Origin of the sequence: Acidovorax sp. (assembly GCF_034519795.1) — a bacterium.
GTDB lineage: Bacteria > Pseudomonadota > Gammaproteobacteria > Burkholderiales > Burkholderiaceae_C > Acidovorax.
On the sequence record NZ_JAXHOB010000012.1, the window covers coordinates 633255 to 649458 of the forward strand.

Here is a 16204-nt window from a genome sequence, read left to right on the forward strand (position 1 = left end):
CATCGTGCACACCATGTCTCAAGAGATTCCCGATTCGCACTCCCGTGCCCCCCGCACTCGCCGGGTCTACAGCGCGCAATTCAAGGCTGAACTGATCGCCGCGTGCCAGCAGCCCGGCGCATCGATTGCCGCCACGGCGCGTGAACACGGCATGAATGCCAACGTGCTGCATCGCTGGCTCAAGGAGCACCGTCAGGGCCTGCACCCGAGCGCCTGCGATACGGCGCATGCTGTTGCGTGTGGCATCGCCGCGCACTGCGACGATGCAGCGGCTGAGCCCATGGTCAATCCACAGCCTGTTTGCGCCCCAGCACATCAGGCCCATCCGGTGCTTGCCAACCCCGTACCCGCCTTCATCGCCATGACACTGGGTTCGCCAGTGATGGGTCCCCAGGCAGCGGGTGCACATGCGGCCCCCACCAGTGCTGCATCGGCCGCTACCTCATCAGACATCCGCATCGAGTGCTGCCATCACGGCACCCTCGTGACGGTCAACTGGCCCGTGGGCGCTGCTGCCGAGTGCTCCCGCGCATTGCAGGGCTTGTTGCAGGTGCTGCGGCAATGATCCGCATCGAGGCCGCCTGGCTTGCCACTGCCCCGCTGGACATGCGCGCCGGCACCGACACGGCGCTGGCCCGGGTGGTCACCGTGTTCGGTGCCGCCCACCCCCACCACGCCTATCTGTTCGCCAACAAGCGCGCCAACCGCATCAAGGTGCTGGTGCACGACGGCATCGGCATCTGGCTGGCGGCTCGCCGCCTGCACCGGGGCAAGTTCGTCTGGCCGGCACCAGGCGATGAACAGTGGCAGTTGGAGTCCGATCAGCTCCAGGCCCTGGTCCTGGGTCTGCCCTGGCAGCGCATGGGAAGCGCCGGCATCATCACCGTGGTCTGAAGCTGGCGTGCAATCGGTGGATCTGCGCATGACAGCGCAGCGCCATCCTGGGCACACTGCCTGCCATGTTGATGCAGCCGCAATCCCTGGATGATCTGAGCACCGAGCAATTGCGCGAGATGACCGCGCGCCTGCTCACCGAGCTGCGCCACAGCCAGGCGCTCAACGCCAAGCTCGCCCACGAGAACGCGCTGCTCAAGCGCATGAAGTTCGCCGCGCAGTCCGAGCGCTTCAATGCCCAGCAGCGCAGCCTGCTCGAAGACGAGATCGAGGCCGACCTGGCGGCAGTCGCCCACGAGATCGAGCAACTGCAGCCGCCTGCGGCGCCCGCCCCAGAGGCCAGGCAGCAACCCAAGCGCCAGCCGCTGCCGGCCCATCTGCCGCGCCGCGAGATCAGGCACGAGCCCGAGTCGAGCACCTGCCAGTGCGGTTGCCTGATGCAGCGCATCGGAGAAGACGTGGCCGAGAAGCTCGACTATGTGCCCGGTGTGTTCACGGTGGAGCGCCACGTTCGTGGCAAGTGGGCCTGCGCCCAGTGCGAGACCATCGCCCAGGCTCCAGTTGCAGCGCATGTGATCGACAAGGGCATCCCCACCACGGGCCTGCTGGCCCAGGTGCTGGTCGCCAAGTACGCCGACCACCTGCCCCTGTACCGCCAGGAAACCATCTTTGCGCGCGCCGGTCTGGTCATTGCCCGTTCCACCCTGGCGCAATGGGTGGGCACCTGCGGCGTGCGGTTGCAGCCGCTGGTGGATGCGCTCAAAGCCGAGATACTGGGCCAGCGCGTACTGCACGCCGACGAGACGCCGGTGCAGATGCTCAAGCCCGGCAAGGGTGCGACCCACCGCGCCTACCTGTGGGCCTACGCACCGGGAGCCTTCCAGGACATCAAGGCCGTTGTGTACGACTTCTGCGAGTCCAGGGCCGGTGAACATGCGCGCAACTTCCTGGGCGAGTGGAGGGGCGCGCTGATCTGTGACGACTTTGCTGGGTACAAAGCGGGCTTTGCGCAGGGCATCACGGAAGTCGGTTGCCTGGCGCACGCGCGGCGCAAATTCTTTGACCTGCATGCGGCGAACAAAAGCCAGATCGCAGGCTTCGCACTGGAGCAGCTCGCCAAGGTCTACGACATAGAGCGCGAGGTCAAAGACCTCAACGCCGATCAGCGCCAGGGCATCCGCCAGCAACACACCAAGCCGGTGCTCGATGCGCTGCACGAATGGATGGCGCTGCAGCGGCAAAAGCTGCCGGACAGCTCAGCGACGGCCAGAGCGCTGGACTACAGCCTGCGGCGCTGGACTGCGCTGACGCGCTTCGTCGATGACGGGCAATTGCCGGTGGACAACAACTGGATCGAGAACCAGATCCGGCCGATCGCCATTGGCAGGAGCAACTGGCTGTTCGCCGGCAGCTTGCGCGCGGGCCAGCGGGCGGCGGCGGTGATGAGCCTGGTGCAGTCGGCCCGCATGAATGGGCATGACCCCTATGCCTACCTCAAGGATGTGCTGACGCGGCTGCCCACGCACAGGGCCAGCCGGGTGCAAGAATTGCTGCCGCATCGTTGGCAAGCTGCGAGCCCCTGATCGATAGCCGGCAGGCCGGCTATGGTCAATATGGGATTGCCGCGTGCTTACTCGCGCCCCACAATCTTCGTCTCACCTACCTCATGTGAGACGGCGCACATGGTTGAATAATTGGGATTTGTATATATGAGATAATTCATTGTCTCATGCACAGCCTTCTCAAGGGTCGGATATCCATAGCGATTGTCGATCCTCTCAGTAGGAGCGATTCCATACCCAGACCCATAAACCCAACCATCAAAACCATCAGGTTTTAGTCGGCAGCTTGCCCAACCCTGAGGGGCAGCCTCAACACATATACTGTAATATGCGTATTGGGCATAGGAGCTACCGGAAAATACCAGCACACAAACGAAAATTATCCTGGCGGCCCAAGAGCGCATATCCATCCTCCCTCGATGTTTCATATCGAATCGAAAATTCGTTCGACTTTTAGTCCCAACACTCTAACAAAGTATTCGACGCGAGCCATCAATGGACATATGCCCCATCAGTCGGGGACCTCTCCAAACCCCCGAAAATTCAAATTTCGGTGTTGTAAGGGCGGTCTCAAACTTGAAGTGCAACACCTGAACCCCAGGTAATTTGCACGGCGGTCTCAAACTTGAAGTGCAACACCTGAACCCCAGGTAATTTGCACAGATGACTTCACGATACACGCACTTGCAGCCAGAAGATCGACTGACTGTGGCTTCTCTTTTGCAGCAGGGCTATAGCCAACGATCCATTGCTCACCTGCTCGGGCGCAGCCCCAGCACCATTTGCCGTGAGCTTTCCCGCAATGGTTCGACCTCTGATGGCTATGCCTTCAAGCCCGCCCAGGCGGCCTGTGAGGCCCGCCGCATTGCCTCTCGGCCTTTGCCCAAGCTGCACCCGCATGGCTCGCTGTGGCGCGTGGTCTGCGATCTTTTGCTGTGGCGTTGGTCGCCCCAGCAGATTGCCCGCACACTGCAGGGCATGCACCCCGAGGACTCCAGCCAGCATGTGTCTCACGAGACAATCTACAACGCCATCTATGCCTATCCCCGTGGAGAACTCAAGAAGCAGTTGATTGCCTTACTGCGCCAGGGGCGCAGTGGCCGCCGGCCTCGTTCAGCAGGTCAGGATCGCAGAGGTCAGATTCCCGAGATGGTCAGCATCCATGTGCGCCCTCCCGAGGTCGATGACCGGCTGATGCCGGGCCATTGGGAGGGGGACTTGATCAAGGGCGCCAACAACCAGTCTGCCGTGGGTGTGCTGGTGGAGCGCAGCACGCGCCTGGTGCTGCTGTGCAAGATGCCTGATGCAACGGCCCAGAGTGCCCTGGCGGCCTTCACGGCCAAGCTCAACCAGGTAGCCCAGCCCATGCGCCAGACGCTCACCTACGACCAGGGCAAGGAGATGGCCCGCCATCGGGAACTGGCGAAGGCCACGGGGGTGCGGGTGTACTTCTGTGATCCGCACAGTCCCTGGCAGCGAGGTAGCTGCGAGAACACCAATGGCTTGCTGCGCCAGTTTCTGCCTAAGGGGACGGACCTGAGCGTGCACGATCAGGATGCGCTGGATTCGATTGCTGACCTGATGAACAACAGGCCGCGCGAGACGCTCGGATGGAAGTCTCCGTACCAGGCGTTTCAGCAGTTCATGCAGGCCATTGCGCAGCGCCAAGGCGCTACCATTCACTGACTCTCAAACCGTTTCAATCAAGCAGCAGTGTTGCGCTTCGGATTTGAGACCGCCAAGTCATTGATTTGTATGAGGAGCCAAATGCGGCGGGCAGGGTTTTGAGAGGTGCCCAGTCATTTTGTAATTGAATGTATGGGAGAGCGTCCAACCGGCGCTACGGGCACCTGTCACGTCCCAGTTCGATGATCCTCGCCCAGTTTCAATGGGTGGGTCCCTGTTGGGTCTCAACAAAGCGCCATGCAGCCAACGGTGCAGCGCCGGGCCATCCCGAGATTGGCCGTCATCGAAAGAACTGCTTGCTGCAGACGGTCAACTGCCCCAAGGAGAACGGCTACCGGGACAGCCCTCAGTACACCGGCTCCCGCACCAGCACAATATCCACCCGCCGATTGCGCGGCGACTGCGGCTCGGCCTCGACCAGCAGGCTGTTGTTGTCGGAGCCATAACCCACGCGTCCACCCTCCCATCCCTCTCGGCCCGGGCTGCTGCGGCGCGGGCCACGCGGCTGGCGCGGCGGGCGGACAGGGCCTCGTCGGCGTTGATCGACAGGCAATCGGCGTCCACCGTGGGGGGCGGGCCGCCGGGGGCATATACGTCGCTGTAGCCGATGACCTTGAGCGACAGGCGCTCGTCGGCCTGGAGTGCGGCCTCCAGCACCGGCGCCACGCGCGCGGCCAGTTCCTGCTGCACGGCGGCCGGCAGGCAGTGGCTGTTGCGGGCGAACGAGGCGCCCTGGATGCGCACGATGCCCTGGGCGGGTAGCACTTGCACACTGGGCAGTGCGCCCTGCTTTGCCAGTTGCTGCAAAGCGGCCAGTGCCTTGTCGGCCTCGGGGCCGATGGGCTCCTTGGCCTGTGCGCTGGTGATCATCGCCAGCACCAGGGCGGCAAGGGCTGCTGCGGTGCGTGGAACAGCGCTGCAGCGAACGGAATCTGGCGCGGGGCAAGACCGCGCGGCGGATGGCACGCGCGTGAAGAAGAAGGATGTCGGGTTGGTCATGAAGACAAGAGCGAGGGGCATTGGATCACCACGGCCTGCGATGGCAGGCCGGTGCGACGGGGCCGGCCCATCATAGCCATGGCCAGGCAGGTTCGGCCCGCCCTCTTCCTGGTCTGCATCACGCACCGCGCTACAGCACAAAGCCCCCGTCGATGGTCATGCTGGCGCCCGTCACAAACCCCGCCTCCGGGCTGGCCAGGTACGACACCAGGGCCGCGATCTCGCTGGGCTCGGCCATGCGTTTGAGGGGGATCACGTCCTTGAGCCACGAGGCCATGGGTGCGGTCATGTCGGTCTCGGTCGGGCCGGGCTGCACGTTGTTGACGGTGATGCGCCGGGGCGCCAGGTCCAGCGCCACGCCCTTGACCAGGGCGGCCACGGCGGCCTTGGTCATGGCGTAGACGCTGCTGCCCGCCGAGCCGGTGCGTATGGCGGTGTTGCTGCCGATGGTGATGACGCGCCCGCCGTCGTGCATCTGCGCCACGGCAGCCTGGATGGCCAGGAATACGCCGCGCACATTCACATCGAGCATGGCGTTCAGGTCGTCCAGCGCCACAGAGCCGATGGGCGCTGCGCGCAGGATGCCTGCGTTGACAACCACCGCGCTCAGCGGCCCGAGCCGCTGCACTGCGGCATCCACTGCGGCGCGGATCGCCGCCGGGTCGGCGCTGTCGGCCTGGATGGCGAGGCCACGCCGGCCTGCCTGCTCGACCGCGGCCACCACGCCATCGGCGCTGTCGGGCCGCGAGACATACGTGATGGCCACGTCGTAACCATCGTGCGCCAGCCGGCCGGCAATTGCCGCGCCGATGCCGCGCGAGCCACCGAAGACCAGCGCCACACCACGGCCACCGGTTGCGTTGGGCTGCCGCTGTGCGGCATCGGCCGCACCCACGGCATCCCAACCCTGCGCTGTACCGGGCCGCGCCGTCTCCACTGCTGTTACTGCTACTGCATTGCTGTCCATGGTTTCACTCCTTTAATTGAACAAACGTTCCAAAACAAACCAAAAAAAAGGACTCAGCCCAGAGCCCGAAGTGCAAGGCGTGCCATGGCACGCAGCTCTGCGTCTGGCGCTCCACCGCGCGCGGCGATGCGCAGGGCCGCCACCTGGGCCAGCACAAAGCTGGCCGCATGGCCGGGGTCCACATCGGCCGCCACGTCGCCTGCGGCCTGCGCCTCGCGGATGCGCGTGACCAAGGCCGTCTGCAAAACCTTGGCGGCCACGGCGCGTATGGCCACCAGCTCGTGCTGGGCACCGCCGAACTCGCTGACCGAGCCCACGCCCAGGCAGGGGCTGTGGGCCTCGGCCACCACGCGCTTGAGCATGCGCTCGATGCCGGCCCAGGCGGTGGCGCCTTGCTGCAGCGCTGCGATGTGGCTCTGCGTCTCGCCCGCCGCATAGCGCTCCAGTGCCGCGCAGTACAGCGGCCACTTGCCACCAAAGGTGTTGTACAGGCTCTGCTTGCCGATCTGCATAGCCTCGGTCAGCATCTCGGCCGAGGCGGCCGCATAGCCGTGCTCGCGGAACACGCCAACGGCCGCGTCCAGCGCTTGCTGCGGATCGAACTGTCGGGGTCTTGCCATGGGGCGAGTATAGCCATATTGGAACGATTGGTCAATAACAAGTGCGAGAGGGGGACAGGATGCCTGGCTGGCCACGCCCCACCCGCCTCATGCAGAATGCCGCGATCTGCCCATTGAGACTCAAGGGATCCGCCATGGAACGCGCCATCGAACTCGCAGGCTTCTTTGCCGCGCACGGCATCTGGTGCGTGGCCGAGGGCGAGCCCCTGACCCCCATGCTGGCCCAGGAATCGGCGGCCTATGGGCGCAACATGCTGCGCTTTGCGGCCGACCAGCTGGAAGATGGCGTAGCCCAGGCGCAGGAGTACCTGGACCAGAACCCGGGCCAGGCGGAGCGAGCGGCAAGGGCGTGTCATCGCCCATTTCACCCCCGCGAAGGCCTGCAGCGCGGTGCAGTGCAAGGCGCCCTGAGTGCCGCGTAGCACGGCTACGCAAGCGAAGGGCAACGCCGCAATGCGCCGCGCTGCAGGCTTTCCCTTCGGGCTGGCCCCGGCATGCGGCGTCTGCTTTGTCGCTCGTCTTGCCCATATTCCACTATGGGCTGCGCCGCGCTTCGCGCATCCATCCGCATGCCGGGGCCAGCGCGGGGGCGAAATGGGTGATGACACGCCCTGTACGACGGTTTCATCACCCTGCCCTCGGGCCGCACGGATGCCTTGATCGTGCTGGTGCGCTCGTACGCCCGGCCGCCCACCACGCTCACCATGGCGGTGCCCTACCGCAACGCGCAATCGCCCGCCGGCTTTGCCGTGCACCGGCCCAAGTTCATGGGCTGGCAGGGGCCGGGCACGGCCGACTACCAGCTGCTGGGCGATGCGTTCTTTCGCGGGGTCGAGTCGCATGAAGCGGCGGCGCCGGTATGGGCGCAGCACAACGATGAATCGATCTGAGGCGGCACGGTGCCGCGCGTGGGGCGCTACGCCCGGTGGGGTGAGTGCCGCTGGATGATGAAACCCCGCGCCTGCGCAGGCCTGGTGAGTTCGGTCCACTGCAGGTGGCCATGCGCGGGGTCTTCGCGCAGCCCCGCGAATTTGGACCGGTTGCGCGCAAAAGTGGAAAAACAACCACCAGTGCATTCATGCAGGGGCATTCCGCTGTTCTCCCGGGGTTGAAATGCTCTGCCCGAGCCGGCCGCGCACTCGGTGGGGCGCCCCGGCGTGTGCTTCGGGGCACACGCCGGGGCCGATGGTGGACTGTGAATGGGGTGCATGCACGCGGGCATGTAGTATCTTCGACGCCCTGCGCATGCGCGCAGACCAGCGGCCAACCACCACACAGTCCTTTGAACGAAACCGCACCCTTCTCCCCGCCAGCCACCAGCCACCGCACTGGCCATGGCACCACCGCGCCCGCCCTGCTCTCGGTGGTCTGCCCCATGTTCAACGAAGAGGCCACGCTGGACCTCTTTTTTGCGCAGCTGCTGCCGGTGCTGGCGCAGACCGGGTTGGCGTTCGAGATCGTGTGCGTGAACGATGGCAGCCGCGATGGCACGCTGGCGCGGCTGCAGGCGCTGGGCGCCACGGTGCCGGGCCTGCGGGTGATCGACCTGTCGCGCAACTTCGGCAAGGAGGCGGCGCTGACCGCAGGCATCGACCATGCGCTGGGTGCGGCGGTGGTGCCGATCGATGCGGACCTGCAGGACCCGCCCGAGCTGATCCTGGAGATGGTGCGGCTGTGGCAGCAGGGTTTTGACGTGGTGCTGGCGCAGCGCACCGACCGCAGCGCCGACCATGTGCTCAAGCGCAAGACTTCGGAGTGGTTCTACCGGCTGCACAACCGCATTTCCGACTCGCAGATACCGCCCAATGTGGGCGATTTTCGGCTGATGGACCGCCAGGTGGTGGATGCGCTCAAGCGCCTGCCCGAGCGGCGCCGCTTCATGAAGGGGCTGTTCGCCTGGGTGGGGTTTCGCCAGGCGACGATTCCCTACACCCGGCCGGTGCGCGCGGCCGGCAACACCAAATTCTCGGGCTGGGGCCTGTGGAACCTGGCGGTGGAGGGGGTGACCTCGTTCTCGACCGTGCCGCTGCGCATCTGGACCTACCTGGGCCTGGCGGTGGCGCTGCTGGCGTTTGCCTATGGCCTGGTCATCGTGGGCCAGGTGGTGCTGTTCGGGCGCGACGCGCCGGGCTATGCCTCGCTGATCACGGTGGTGCTGTTCCTGGGCGGGCTGCAGCTGATTGGCCTGGGCGTGCTGGGGGAGTACCTGGGACGGGTGTACATGGAGTCCAAGGGGCGACCGATCTACCTGGTGCGCGAGCCTGCCGAACCACCGCAACATACGCCACCCGCGCGACCGACAGCGCCACACGAACCACCCAATAATCACCATGCGCCCTGAACTGCTTGCCCAGATGGCCGCAGTGCAGCAGACCCACTGGTGGTTTGCAGCACGGCGCGACATCCTTTCTTCCGTCATCGACGGCCTGGACTTTCCGGCCGCCCAACCCAGCGTGCTGGAGATAGGCTGCGGCCCTGGCGGCAACCTGGCCATGCTGGCGCGCCACGGTAGCCTAAGCGCAATGGAATACTCGCCCGATGCACGTGCCGCTGCTGCCAGCCTGGGCCTGTGCCCCGTAGAGGCTGGCGGACTACCTGAGCCCGTGCCGTTTGCCGATGGCAGCTTCGACCTGGTCTGCCTGCTCGACGTGCTGGAGCACGTCGAGCACGACGACGCTGCGCTGGCTCGCGTGGCCAGGCTGCTCAAGCCTGGGGGGCGACTGCTTCTCACCGTGCCTGCGTACCAATGGCTGTGGTCGGACCACGACGTGGACCACCACCACCACCGGCGCTACACAGCCGGTCGGCTGCGCGCCAAGGCCACGGAGGCCGGGCTGGTGGTGCACCGCGCGGGCTACTTCAATACCGTGCTGTTCCCGCTGATCGCGCTGGCCCGCCTGATCGGCAAGTTGACGGGGCGCACCGGCGGTGATGCCGACACGGCACTGCCCGCACCATGGCTCAACGCCACCTTGCGCACCCTGTTCGCGGCTGAGCGCCCGCTGGTGGCGCGCATGGGTCTACCGTTCGGCACGTCGGTGATCGCGGTAATGGGTCGTTCCTCTTGACCAGCATGCGTCGCTCTGCCCTCGGCTTTGCCTTGGTGGGGGTGCTGTCCACGCTCACGCATGTGTGCGTGGCAACTCTGCTGATTGAGTGGCTGGGCGCCCGAGCGCCGCTGGCCAATGGCGTGGCCTTCGTGGTGGCCACGCTGCTGTCCTATGTGGCCAACACGCGCTGGAGCTTTGGCGCGCGCCTGGGCATGGCCACGGCCGGGCGCTTTGCGCTGGTGGCCGGGACGGCAGGCCTGATGAGCATGGGTATCGCCTGGCTGGTGGAGCGCGATGGCGGGCACTATGCGCTGGGCATTGCGCTGGTGGTGGTGCTGGTGCCCGCTTTCAGCTTTGTCGGCCATCGGAGCTTCACGTTCCGATGAGTACCTCTCTGACCCCGCCCCGACTGGCGTGGCGCACGGGCTTACTTTCGATGGCCCTGCTCTGCGCCCTGGTGCTGGTGCTGCATGGCAGCGCCCTGCAAGCCGGCTGGCGCTGGGATGATGGCACGCACCTCTTCAATGTGACACAGTACCCCCCCTGGTCGGTGTTCCTGGACCCCGAGGTGACGCGCGCGGTGTCGGGCAACCAGCTGGCACCTTGGAACCTGTTCATCTACCAACTCAACTCATCCCTCTTCGGCCTGCGGCCGCAGCTCTTTTATCTGCATCACCTGCTATCGCTGGCGGCCGCCGCGCTCGCGCTGTACCTGCTGCTGTGCCAGTGGCTCAGCCCCTGGAGAGCACTGCTGCCCGCCGCCCTGCTGACTCTAGGCGCACCGGCTTTCCACATGGCGCAGCAGTTGATGGTCGGGCACTACATCGACGGCCTGACGTTCGCCTGCCTGGGGCTGTGGGCGTACGTCCGCGCGGTACGCCTAGGCCAATGGCGCTGGGCGCTGCTGGCCGCAGCGTTCTACCTGCTGTCCACGCTGTGCAAGGAGGTCTATGTCCCCTGGATCGCACTGACACTGTTCGTGCCGCTGCCTGCGGGCTCGCCCCCCGGATGGCTGGCGCGCTGGGGCTATGCCCTGCCCAGTGTGGCGGTGGCGTTGGGTTATGCGGTGGTGCGTATCCAGGTGTTCGAGGGCGCGGGCGGTTACCACAGCAGTGCGTTGACGGGCTGGGACGACATGCCCGGGGTGCTCACCACCATGGCCCGCATGCTCACCGGGGGGCTGCTGGGTGCCGGAGCACCGGGCCTCGTCGCTGCAACCCTGTGCCTGGCCTGCGCGGTGGCCAGCCTGGCAGCCCAGCCGACACAGTTGCGCATGCGGGCTGCGCTGGGCATGGCGGCGGCGGCCACGGTGGTGGTGTTTCCGCTGCTGTTTGTGGCGCGCCCCGGTTTTGAATGGATGCTGCACGCGCGCATCCTTTGGGTTCCCTGGGTGTCGCTGTGCGTGCTGTGGTGCCTGCCCTGGCCCAGGTACCTGGCACGCTGGCACGTGGCGGCATTGCTTGTCTTCACCGCGGCGGCTGCGCACCAGGCCTGGGTGCAGCGCCAGCATGACCGCCCGATCGAGGCGATGTTCGATGCACACTACGGCTTTGTACTTCAGCCTCCGGCAGGCAAGGTGCTGCTGCCCGCCGAGTTCAACTCGCCCGGCTACCTGACAGCAGTGACCATGGGCGCCCATGTGGCGCGCCAGCGACTCGCGCCCGCCACGGCGCACCCGACACCGGCGTTGGTGCGTCAGGAGCCCGCCGGCGCCGCCGAGCGGGCCCGCATCCTCGTCTGGCAAGAGGGCTGCCGCTGCCTCATGCCCTTGGGCGACCTGCCACCCGCACAGCAGCAGGCGGCGCTGCAATCGCAGCTGGGCAACCAGGCCTTCGCCATTCCACTGCGGCGGCCGCTGCCTTACATCGCCAATGCGCAGGGTGGTGCGATTGATGCGATCACCGTAGTCGACCGGCAGGTGCGCCTGACAGGCTGGACGCCCACCATCGGACCGGGTCGCAAGCTGCTCATCACGGGCTTCGACGAAGTGCCCCGGGTAGAGATAGCCAGCGTGCAGCGCCCCGACGTCGCCAGCCTAATGCAGCGCCCAGACATGCTGGGAGCAGGCTTCCAGGCCACACTGAGTTTTAGCAGTCCACAGGCGGCCCAAACCGCCAGCACCGAGCTGTGCGCTGTAGCTCCTGGCCATTTGCCTGGGCAGCAGCACCAGTTCCTGCTGCTGCCGATAGCAGGCAGCAAGCAGTGCCAGGGTGTGCTGATGCCTGCGGCAACCGGGTACAGGTGACGGTATGGTGGGTCCGATGAAATCAGCCTTGCGGGCAGAATTGGCAGCACTGGGTGCCTTGTGCCTGCTGACCTTCGTGCTGCACGGCAGCGCCCTGCAGGGCTACTGGCGCTGGGACGATGGCCTACATCTGTTCAACGTCAGCATGTACAGCCCCTGGTCGTTGTTCTTCGATCCGCAGGTAACGCGGGTGGCATCGGGCAACCAGGTGGCGCCTTGGAACCTGTTCATGTACCAGGTCAACTACGCACTTTTCGGCCTGAACCCTTTCCCCTTCTACCTGCACCACCTGCTGTCGCTGGCCTGCGCGGCGGGCGGGCTGTATCTGCTGCTGCGCCACTGGCTGGGGCGCTGGCAGGCGCTGCTGCCTGCGGCCCTGCTGCTGATGGGCGCCCCTTCGGTGCACATGGCCCAGCAACTGATGGTGGGGCACTACCTGGACGGCCTGCTGTTCGCCTGCCTGGGCCTGTGGGCCTATGTGCATGCCGTGCAGCGGGCGCAGTGGCGCTGGGCCTTTCTGGCCGCGGGGTTCTACCTGCTGTCCACACTGTGCAAGGAGGTATATGTCCCCTGGGTGGCGTTGACCCTGCTGCTGCCGCTGCCTGCTGGCTCGCCTTCAGGCATGGCGCGCTGGCGCTTCGCGTTGCCCACGCTGGCCGTTGCCCTGGCATATGCCGTGCTGCGTATCAGCGTGTTTTCCGGCATGGGTGGATACCATGGGAGTGCGCTGGGCGACTGGCGGGCCCTGCCGGTCTTCATTGACAACCTGGCCCATATGCTGGCCCAGGGCCTGGTTGGAAGCGGTGCGCTGGGCATGGCTGCAGTCCTGGCGTGCCTCGTGTGCCTGGTGGCGGGAGTTGCCGCACAATCCACACAGCACCGCGGATGGATGCTGGTGGGCTTGGGCGCCGCAGCCGTGGTGATGATCTTTCCGTTGCTTTTCGTGGTGCACCCGGGTGTAGATCTGATGGGGTACACACGCTACCTATGGGTGCCCTGGGTCGGCCTGTGTGTTCTCTGGGGCCTGAAGTGGCCCGCCCGCATTGCGCGCTGGCGCGCAGCCGCGTTGCTCGTTTTCGTGGTGGCGGTGATGCAGCAGTCCGCGGCCCAGCGCGTGCACGACCGCCCCGCCAACGCGGTGTTCGAGGCCCACTATGCCTTCGCACTGAAACCGCCGCCAGGCCAGATCCTGGTGCCTTTCGAGTTCTTCTCCCCCATTTCCACCGTCACCCAGATGATGTACGCGCATGCGGCGCAGAAGCGCCTGCAGCCCGGTCAGCCCCATGCCGAGCCGGCGCTGCTGCGCAGGGCGCCCGCCGATGCAGCCGAGCGCTCGCGCATCCGAGCATGGAATCACCAGTGCCTGTGCCTGGTGCCATTGGACAGCCTGCCACGCGAGCGGCAGGAGGCCGTCATCCAATCCCAACTCGCCAATGTCGGTCACGCTTTTTCCATGGACAAGCCCCCCCCGCGCGTGGCGCATGGCTACGGCGGCTCCATCGACGCCATCACCGTCGAAGGCCGCCAGCTGCACATATCCGGCTGGACTCCGACCCTCGGAGCGGGCCGAAAGATGGTGATGGCTGTGCCCACCCCGGGTGCCCAGGTCAGCCTGGACGCGTTGGTCAGCACGGAACGGCCCGACGTCGCGCAGTCCTTTCAGCGCCATGACATGCTTCTGTCAGGGTTCGAGGCCACCCTGGGCTTTTCGGACGAACGCATGGCCCAGGCGGCCAGCAAGATGCGCTGTGCCATCGTCCTGGGCCACCTGCCGGGACAGGAGCACCAGTTCCTGCTGCTGCCCGTGAAGGGCAAGCTGGGCTGCGACGATGCGCTGATACCCGATGCGACCAGAGCGGATGAGGATGACCGCTGACGGGAATCGCTTTGCGCGGCCAGGCCATCCGTGCCACCAAGCGGCCTCCGCCCACTAGGTGCATGCAACAGGATGAAAATGCCGAACCAGACCAGACCACACCAAGCCACATGGAAGCGCGATCTGGCAATGCTGGGCGCGCTCTGCCTGCTGACCTTCGTGCTGCACGGCAGCGCCCTGCAGGGCTACTGGCGCTGGGACGATGGCCTACATCTGTTCAACGTCAGCATGTACAGCCCCTGGTCGTTGTTCTTCGATCCGCAGGTAACGCGGGTGGCATCGGGCAACCAGGTGGCGCCTTGGAACCTGTTCATGTACCAGGTCAACTACGCACTTTTCGGCCTGAACCCTTTCCCCTTCTACCTGCACCACCTGCTGTCGCTGGCCTGCGCGGCGGGCGGGCTGTATCTGCTGCTGCGCCACTGGCTGGGGCGCTGGCAGGCGCTGCTGCCTGCGGCCCTGCTGCTGATGGGCGCCCCTTCGGTGCACATGGCCCAGCAACTGATGGTGGGGCACTACCTGGACGGCCTGCTGTTCGCCTGCCTGGGCCTGTGGGCCTATGTGCATGCCGTGCAGCGGGCGCAGTGGCGCTGGGCCTTTCTGGCCGCGGGGTTCTACCTGCTGTCCACACTGTGCAAGGAGGTATATGTCCCCTGGGTGGCGTTGACCCTGCTGCTGCCGCTGCCTGCTGGCTCGCCTTCAGGCATGGCGCGCTGGCGCTTCGCGTTGCCCACGCTGGCCGTTGCCCTGGCATATGCCGTGCTGCGTATCAGCGTGTTTTCCGGCATGGGTGGATACCACGCCATCGCACTGGGCAGTTGGCAGGACCTGCCGGTCTTCGCTAGCAAACTGCTCCACTGGCTCGTCCACGGCCTGATGGGCAGCGGGGTGCTGGGCGTCACTGCAGCCCTGCTGTGCCTGGTGTGCCTGGTGGCCGGACTAGCGGCACAGCCAGCTCGGGGCCGCCTGGCGATGCTGGCGGGGCTGGGTGCGGTCGCACTGGTAGTGGTCTTCCCGCTGATGTTCGTAGTGCACCCCGGTGTTGACCCGGAGGGCCATACGCGCTATCTGTGGGCGCCCTGGATCGCCCTGTGCGTTCTGTGGAGCCTGAGGTGGCCTGCCTCGCTGGCGCGATGGCACACCGCAGCCTTGCTGGTCTTCGCAGTGGCGGTGGGTCTGCATACCCTGGCCCAGCGCAAGCATGATCGCGCCACCAATGCCATGTTCGATACACACTACGCCTTCGCGCGTACCCCACCGCCCGATCAGTTGCTGGTACCTTACGAGCTCGCTTCCGCTACCTCCACCGTCATCCAGATGATGTATGCGCACGCCGCGTTCAAGCGCCTGGAGCCCAACAAGCCCCATACAGAGCCAGCGCTGGTGCGCTGGGAACCCGCCAATGCGGCCGAGCGCACACGCATCCGGGTGTGGGACGAAGACTGCCTGTGCCTGGTGCCGCTGGACAGCCGCCCACCCGGGGAGCAAAAGTCCATCCTGCACAATCACCTGGCCAACTCCACCACTGCCCTGCCCATGCACGGTCCGCTCCCGCGCATAGCGCACGGTTACGGCGGATCGATCGATTCGATCACCATCGAGGGCACCCAATTGCATGTGAAAGGCTGGACACCGACCCTGGGGCCGGGCCGCAAGATGGCCTTGGGGGTCTCAGCCCCCGATATCCGGGTACGCCTGGATTCGCTGGTCAGCACCGAGCGTCCCGATGTGGCCCAGGCCTTCCAGCGGCCGGACATGCTGATGTCAGGCTTCGAGGCTACCCTGGGTTTTTCGGACGCAAAGATGGCCCGCACGGCCAGCGAGATGCGCTGCGCCATCGTGCTTGGCCATTTGCCAGGTCAGCAGCACCAGTACTTGGTGCTGCCCGTGAAGGGAAAGCAGGGCTGCGACGATGGCTGATGCCAGGGCGACCAGGACCCAGAAGCGAAAGCGGCGGCCGCGGGGTTGCAGCAGAAGAAACCCGGCGTCAGCCCTCGGCGAGTGCCCCCTCTGCCTTGGACGACGGCGGCTTGCCCGCGAGCAGCGCCTAATGCGCCGCTGTAGGCGCGCAACCGGCCTTGCCGCGCGAGGTTTCCAGCAGTACCGGCAGGCTTACACGCGTGGTGGCGGTGCCGCCACCACCTGCAGGGAATGAATACCAGAGGCGGCGCTGGGGCAGGCGCAACGCGCAGGGAGCGCATCATCAGACAGCATAAAGCGCTAACGTCTCGGCGTGGACTGGGTGCTCTTCATCGAGCACGGTGAAGAAGGAGCCCAGCAGCCGTGGGAAAGCAGCAGCCCATGG

Annotated in this window: 15 protein-coding genes; 12 read left to right on the top strand and 3 right to left on the bottom strand. The window is 65.9% G+C overall.

Features of this window, described 5'->3' with window-relative positions; translation table 11 throughout:
* The first annotated feature begins 13 nt into the window (after positions 1-13).
* The 4 genes from U5N23_RS16535 (at position 14) to U5N23_RS16550 (ending at position 4142) form a co-directional block, all read left to right on the top strand.
* Positions 14-565, top strand: coding sequence for a transposase (locus U5N23_RS16535; RefSeq protein ID WP_322593865.1), 552 nt, complete (start codon positions 14-16; stop codon positions 563-565).
* Positions 562-894, top strand: coding sequence for an IS66 family insertion sequence element accessory protein TnpB (tnpB, locus tag U5N23_RS16540; RefSeq protein WP_322593866.1), 333 nt, complete (start codon positions 562-564; stop codon positions 892-894). Before U5N23_RS16535 ends, tnpB begins: the two co-directional genes overlap by 4 nt.
* A gap of 65 nt (positions 895-959) precedes the next feature.
* A complete protein-coding gene (gene tnpC, locus U5N23_RS16545; RefSeq protein ID WP_322593867.1) occupies positions 960-2477 on the top strand; it encodes an IS66 family transposase in 1518 nt (505 codons plus the stop codon).
* Positions 2478-3119: 642 nt separating this feature from the next.
* A complete protein-coding gene (locus tag U5N23_RS16550) occupies positions 3120-4142 on the top strand; it encodes an IS30 family transposase (RefSeq protein WP_086924603.1) in 1023 nt (340 codons plus the stop codon).
* 309 nt (positions 4143-4451) lie between these two features.
* On the opposite strand, the gene U5N23_RS16555 is transcribed toward U5N23_RS16550, so the two are convergent.
* The 3 genes from U5N23_RS16555 to U5N23_RS16565 all read right to left on the bottom strand — a co-directional run bounded on the left by U5N23_RS16555 (position 4452) and on the right by U5N23_RS16565 (position 6728).
* Positions 4452-5162: a hypothetical protein gene (locus U5N23_RS16555; RefSeq protein ID WP_322593868.1), complete on the bottom strand. Its 711-nt coding sequence runs from the start codon at positions 5160-5162 to the stop codon at positions 4452-4454.
* A gap of 109 nt (positions 5163-5271) precedes the next feature.
* Positions 5272-6108 (bottom strand): SDR family oxidoreductase, encoded by an 837-nt coding sequence (locus tag U5N23_RS16560; protein WP_322593869.1) that lies wholly within the window; start codon positions 6106-6108, stop codon positions 5272-5274.
* A 53-nt stretch (positions 6109-6161) separates the two neighbouring features.
* Positions 6162-6728, bottom strand: coding sequence for a TetR/AcrR family transcriptional regulator (locus tag U5N23_RS16565; protein ID WP_322593870.1), 567 nt, complete (start codon positions 6726-6728; stop codon positions 6162-6164).
* Between the two features lie 134 nt (positions 6729-6862).
* Here U5N23_RS16565 and U5N23_RS16570 point away from each other — a divergent pair, with 134 nt between their 5' ends.
* The 8 genes from U5N23_RS16570 to U5N23_RS16605 all read left to right on the top strand — a co-directional run bounded on the left by U5N23_RS16570 (position 6863) and on the right by U5N23_RS16605 (position 15819).
* Entirely contained in the window at positions 6863-7150 is a 288-nt protein-coding gene (locus tag U5N23_RS16570; protein ID WP_322593871.1) for a hypothetical protein, read from the top strand.
* A gap of 240 nt (positions 7151-7390) precedes the next feature.
* Positions 7391-7618: a hypothetical protein gene (locus U5N23_RS16575; RefSeq protein WP_322593872.1), complete on the top strand. Its 228-nt coding sequence runs from the start codon at positions 7391-7393 to the stop codon at positions 7616-7618.
* Between the two features lie 464 nt (positions 7619-8082).
* Positions 8083-9069 carry a glycosyltransferase family 2 protein gene (locus U5N23_RS16580; protein ID WP_322593892.1) on the top strand — a complete coding sequence of 329 codons (987 nt, stop codon included), beginning with the start codon at positions 8083-8085 and terminating at the stop codon, positions 9067-9069.
* The gene (locus tag U5N23_RS16585) at positions 9059-9796 is read left to right on the top strand and encodes a class I SAM-dependent methyltransferase (RefSeq protein WP_322593873.1); all 738 of its coding nucleotides are present in this window, start codon (positions 9059-9061) and stop codon (positions 9794-9796) included. The genes U5N23_RS16580 and U5N23_RS16585 overlap by 11 nt, the downstream gene beginning before the upstream one ends.
* Positions 9797-9801: 5 nt before the next feature.
* Positions 9802-10164 (top strand): GtrA family protein, encoded by a 363-nt coding sequence (locus U5N23_RS16590; RefSeq protein WP_322593874.1) that lies wholly within the window; start codon positions 9802-9804, stop codon positions 10162-10164.
* A 50-nt stretch (positions 10165-10214) separates the two neighbouring features.
* Positions 10215-12023, top strand: coding sequence for a hypothetical protein (locus U5N23_RS16595; RefSeq protein ID WP_322593875.1), 1809 nt, complete (start codon positions 10215-10217; stop codon positions 12021-12023).
* Between the two features lie 16 nt (positions 12024-12039).
* Positions 12040-13899, top strand: a complete 1860-nt coding sequence (locus U5N23_RS16600; protein WP_322593876.1) for a hypothetical protein — start codon at positions 12040-12042, stop codon at positions 13897-13899.
* 129 nt (positions 13900-14028) lie between these two features.
* The gene (locus tag U5N23_RS16605; RefSeq protein ID WP_322593877.1) at positions 14029-15819 is read left to right on the top strand and encodes a hypothetical protein; all 1791 of its coding nucleotides are present in this window, start codon (positions 14029-14031) and stop codon (positions 15817-15819) included.
* Positions 15820-16204: the final 385 nt, after the last annotated feature.

Coding starts and splice junctions, on each gene's coding strand:
- U5N23_RS16570 (WP_322593871.1), top strand. CDS start 6,863: ATGGAACGCGCCATCGAACTCGCAGGCTTCTTTGCCGCGCACGGCATC.
- U5N23_RS16595 (WP_322593875.1), top strand. CDS start 10,215: ATGGCCCTGCTCTGCGCCCTGGTGCTGGTGCTGCATGGCAGCGCCCTG.
- tnpB (WP_322593866.1), top strand. CDS start 562: ATGATCCGCATCGAGGCCGCCTGGCTTGCCACTGCCCCGCTGGACATG.
- U5N23_RS16555 (WP_322593868.1), bottom strand. CDS start 5,162: ATGCCCCTCGCTCTTGTCTTCATGACCAACCCGACATCCTTCTTCTTC.
- U5N23_RS16565 (WP_322593870.1), bottom strand. CDS start 6,728: ATGGCAAGACCCCGACAGTTCGATCCGCAGCAAGCGCTGGACGCGGCC.
- U5N23_RS16590 (WP_322593874.1), top strand. CDS start 9,802: ATGCGTCGCTCTGCCCTCGGCTTTGCCTTGGTGGGGGTGCTGTCCACG.
- tnpC (WP_322593867.1), top strand. CDS start 960: ATGTTGATGCAGCCGCAATCCCTGGATGATCTGAGCACCGAGCAATTG.
- U5N23_RS16600 (WP_322593876.1), top strand. CDS start 12,040: ATGAAATCAGCCTTGCGGGCAGAATTGGCAGCACTGGGTGCCTTGTGC.
- U5N23_RS16535 (WP_322593865.1), top strand. CDS start 14: ATGTCTCAAGAGATTCCCGATTCGCACTCCCGTGCCCCCCGCACTCGC.
- U5N23_RS16585 (WP_322593873.1), top strand. CDS start 9,059: ATGCGCCCTGAACTGCTTGCCCAGATGGCCGCAGTGCAGCAGACCCAC.
- U5N23_RS16560 (WP_322593869.1), bottom strand. CDS start 6,108: ATGGACAGCAATGCAGTAGCAGTAACAGCAGTGGAGACGGCGCGGCCC.
- U5N23_RS16605 (WP_322593877.1), top strand. CDS start 14,029: ATGCTGGGCGCGCTCTGCCTGCTGACCTTCGTGCTGCACGGCAGCGCC.
- U5N23_RS16550 (WP_086924603.1), top strand. CDS start 3,120: ATGACTTCACGATACACGCACTTGCAGCCAGAAGATCGACTGACTGTG.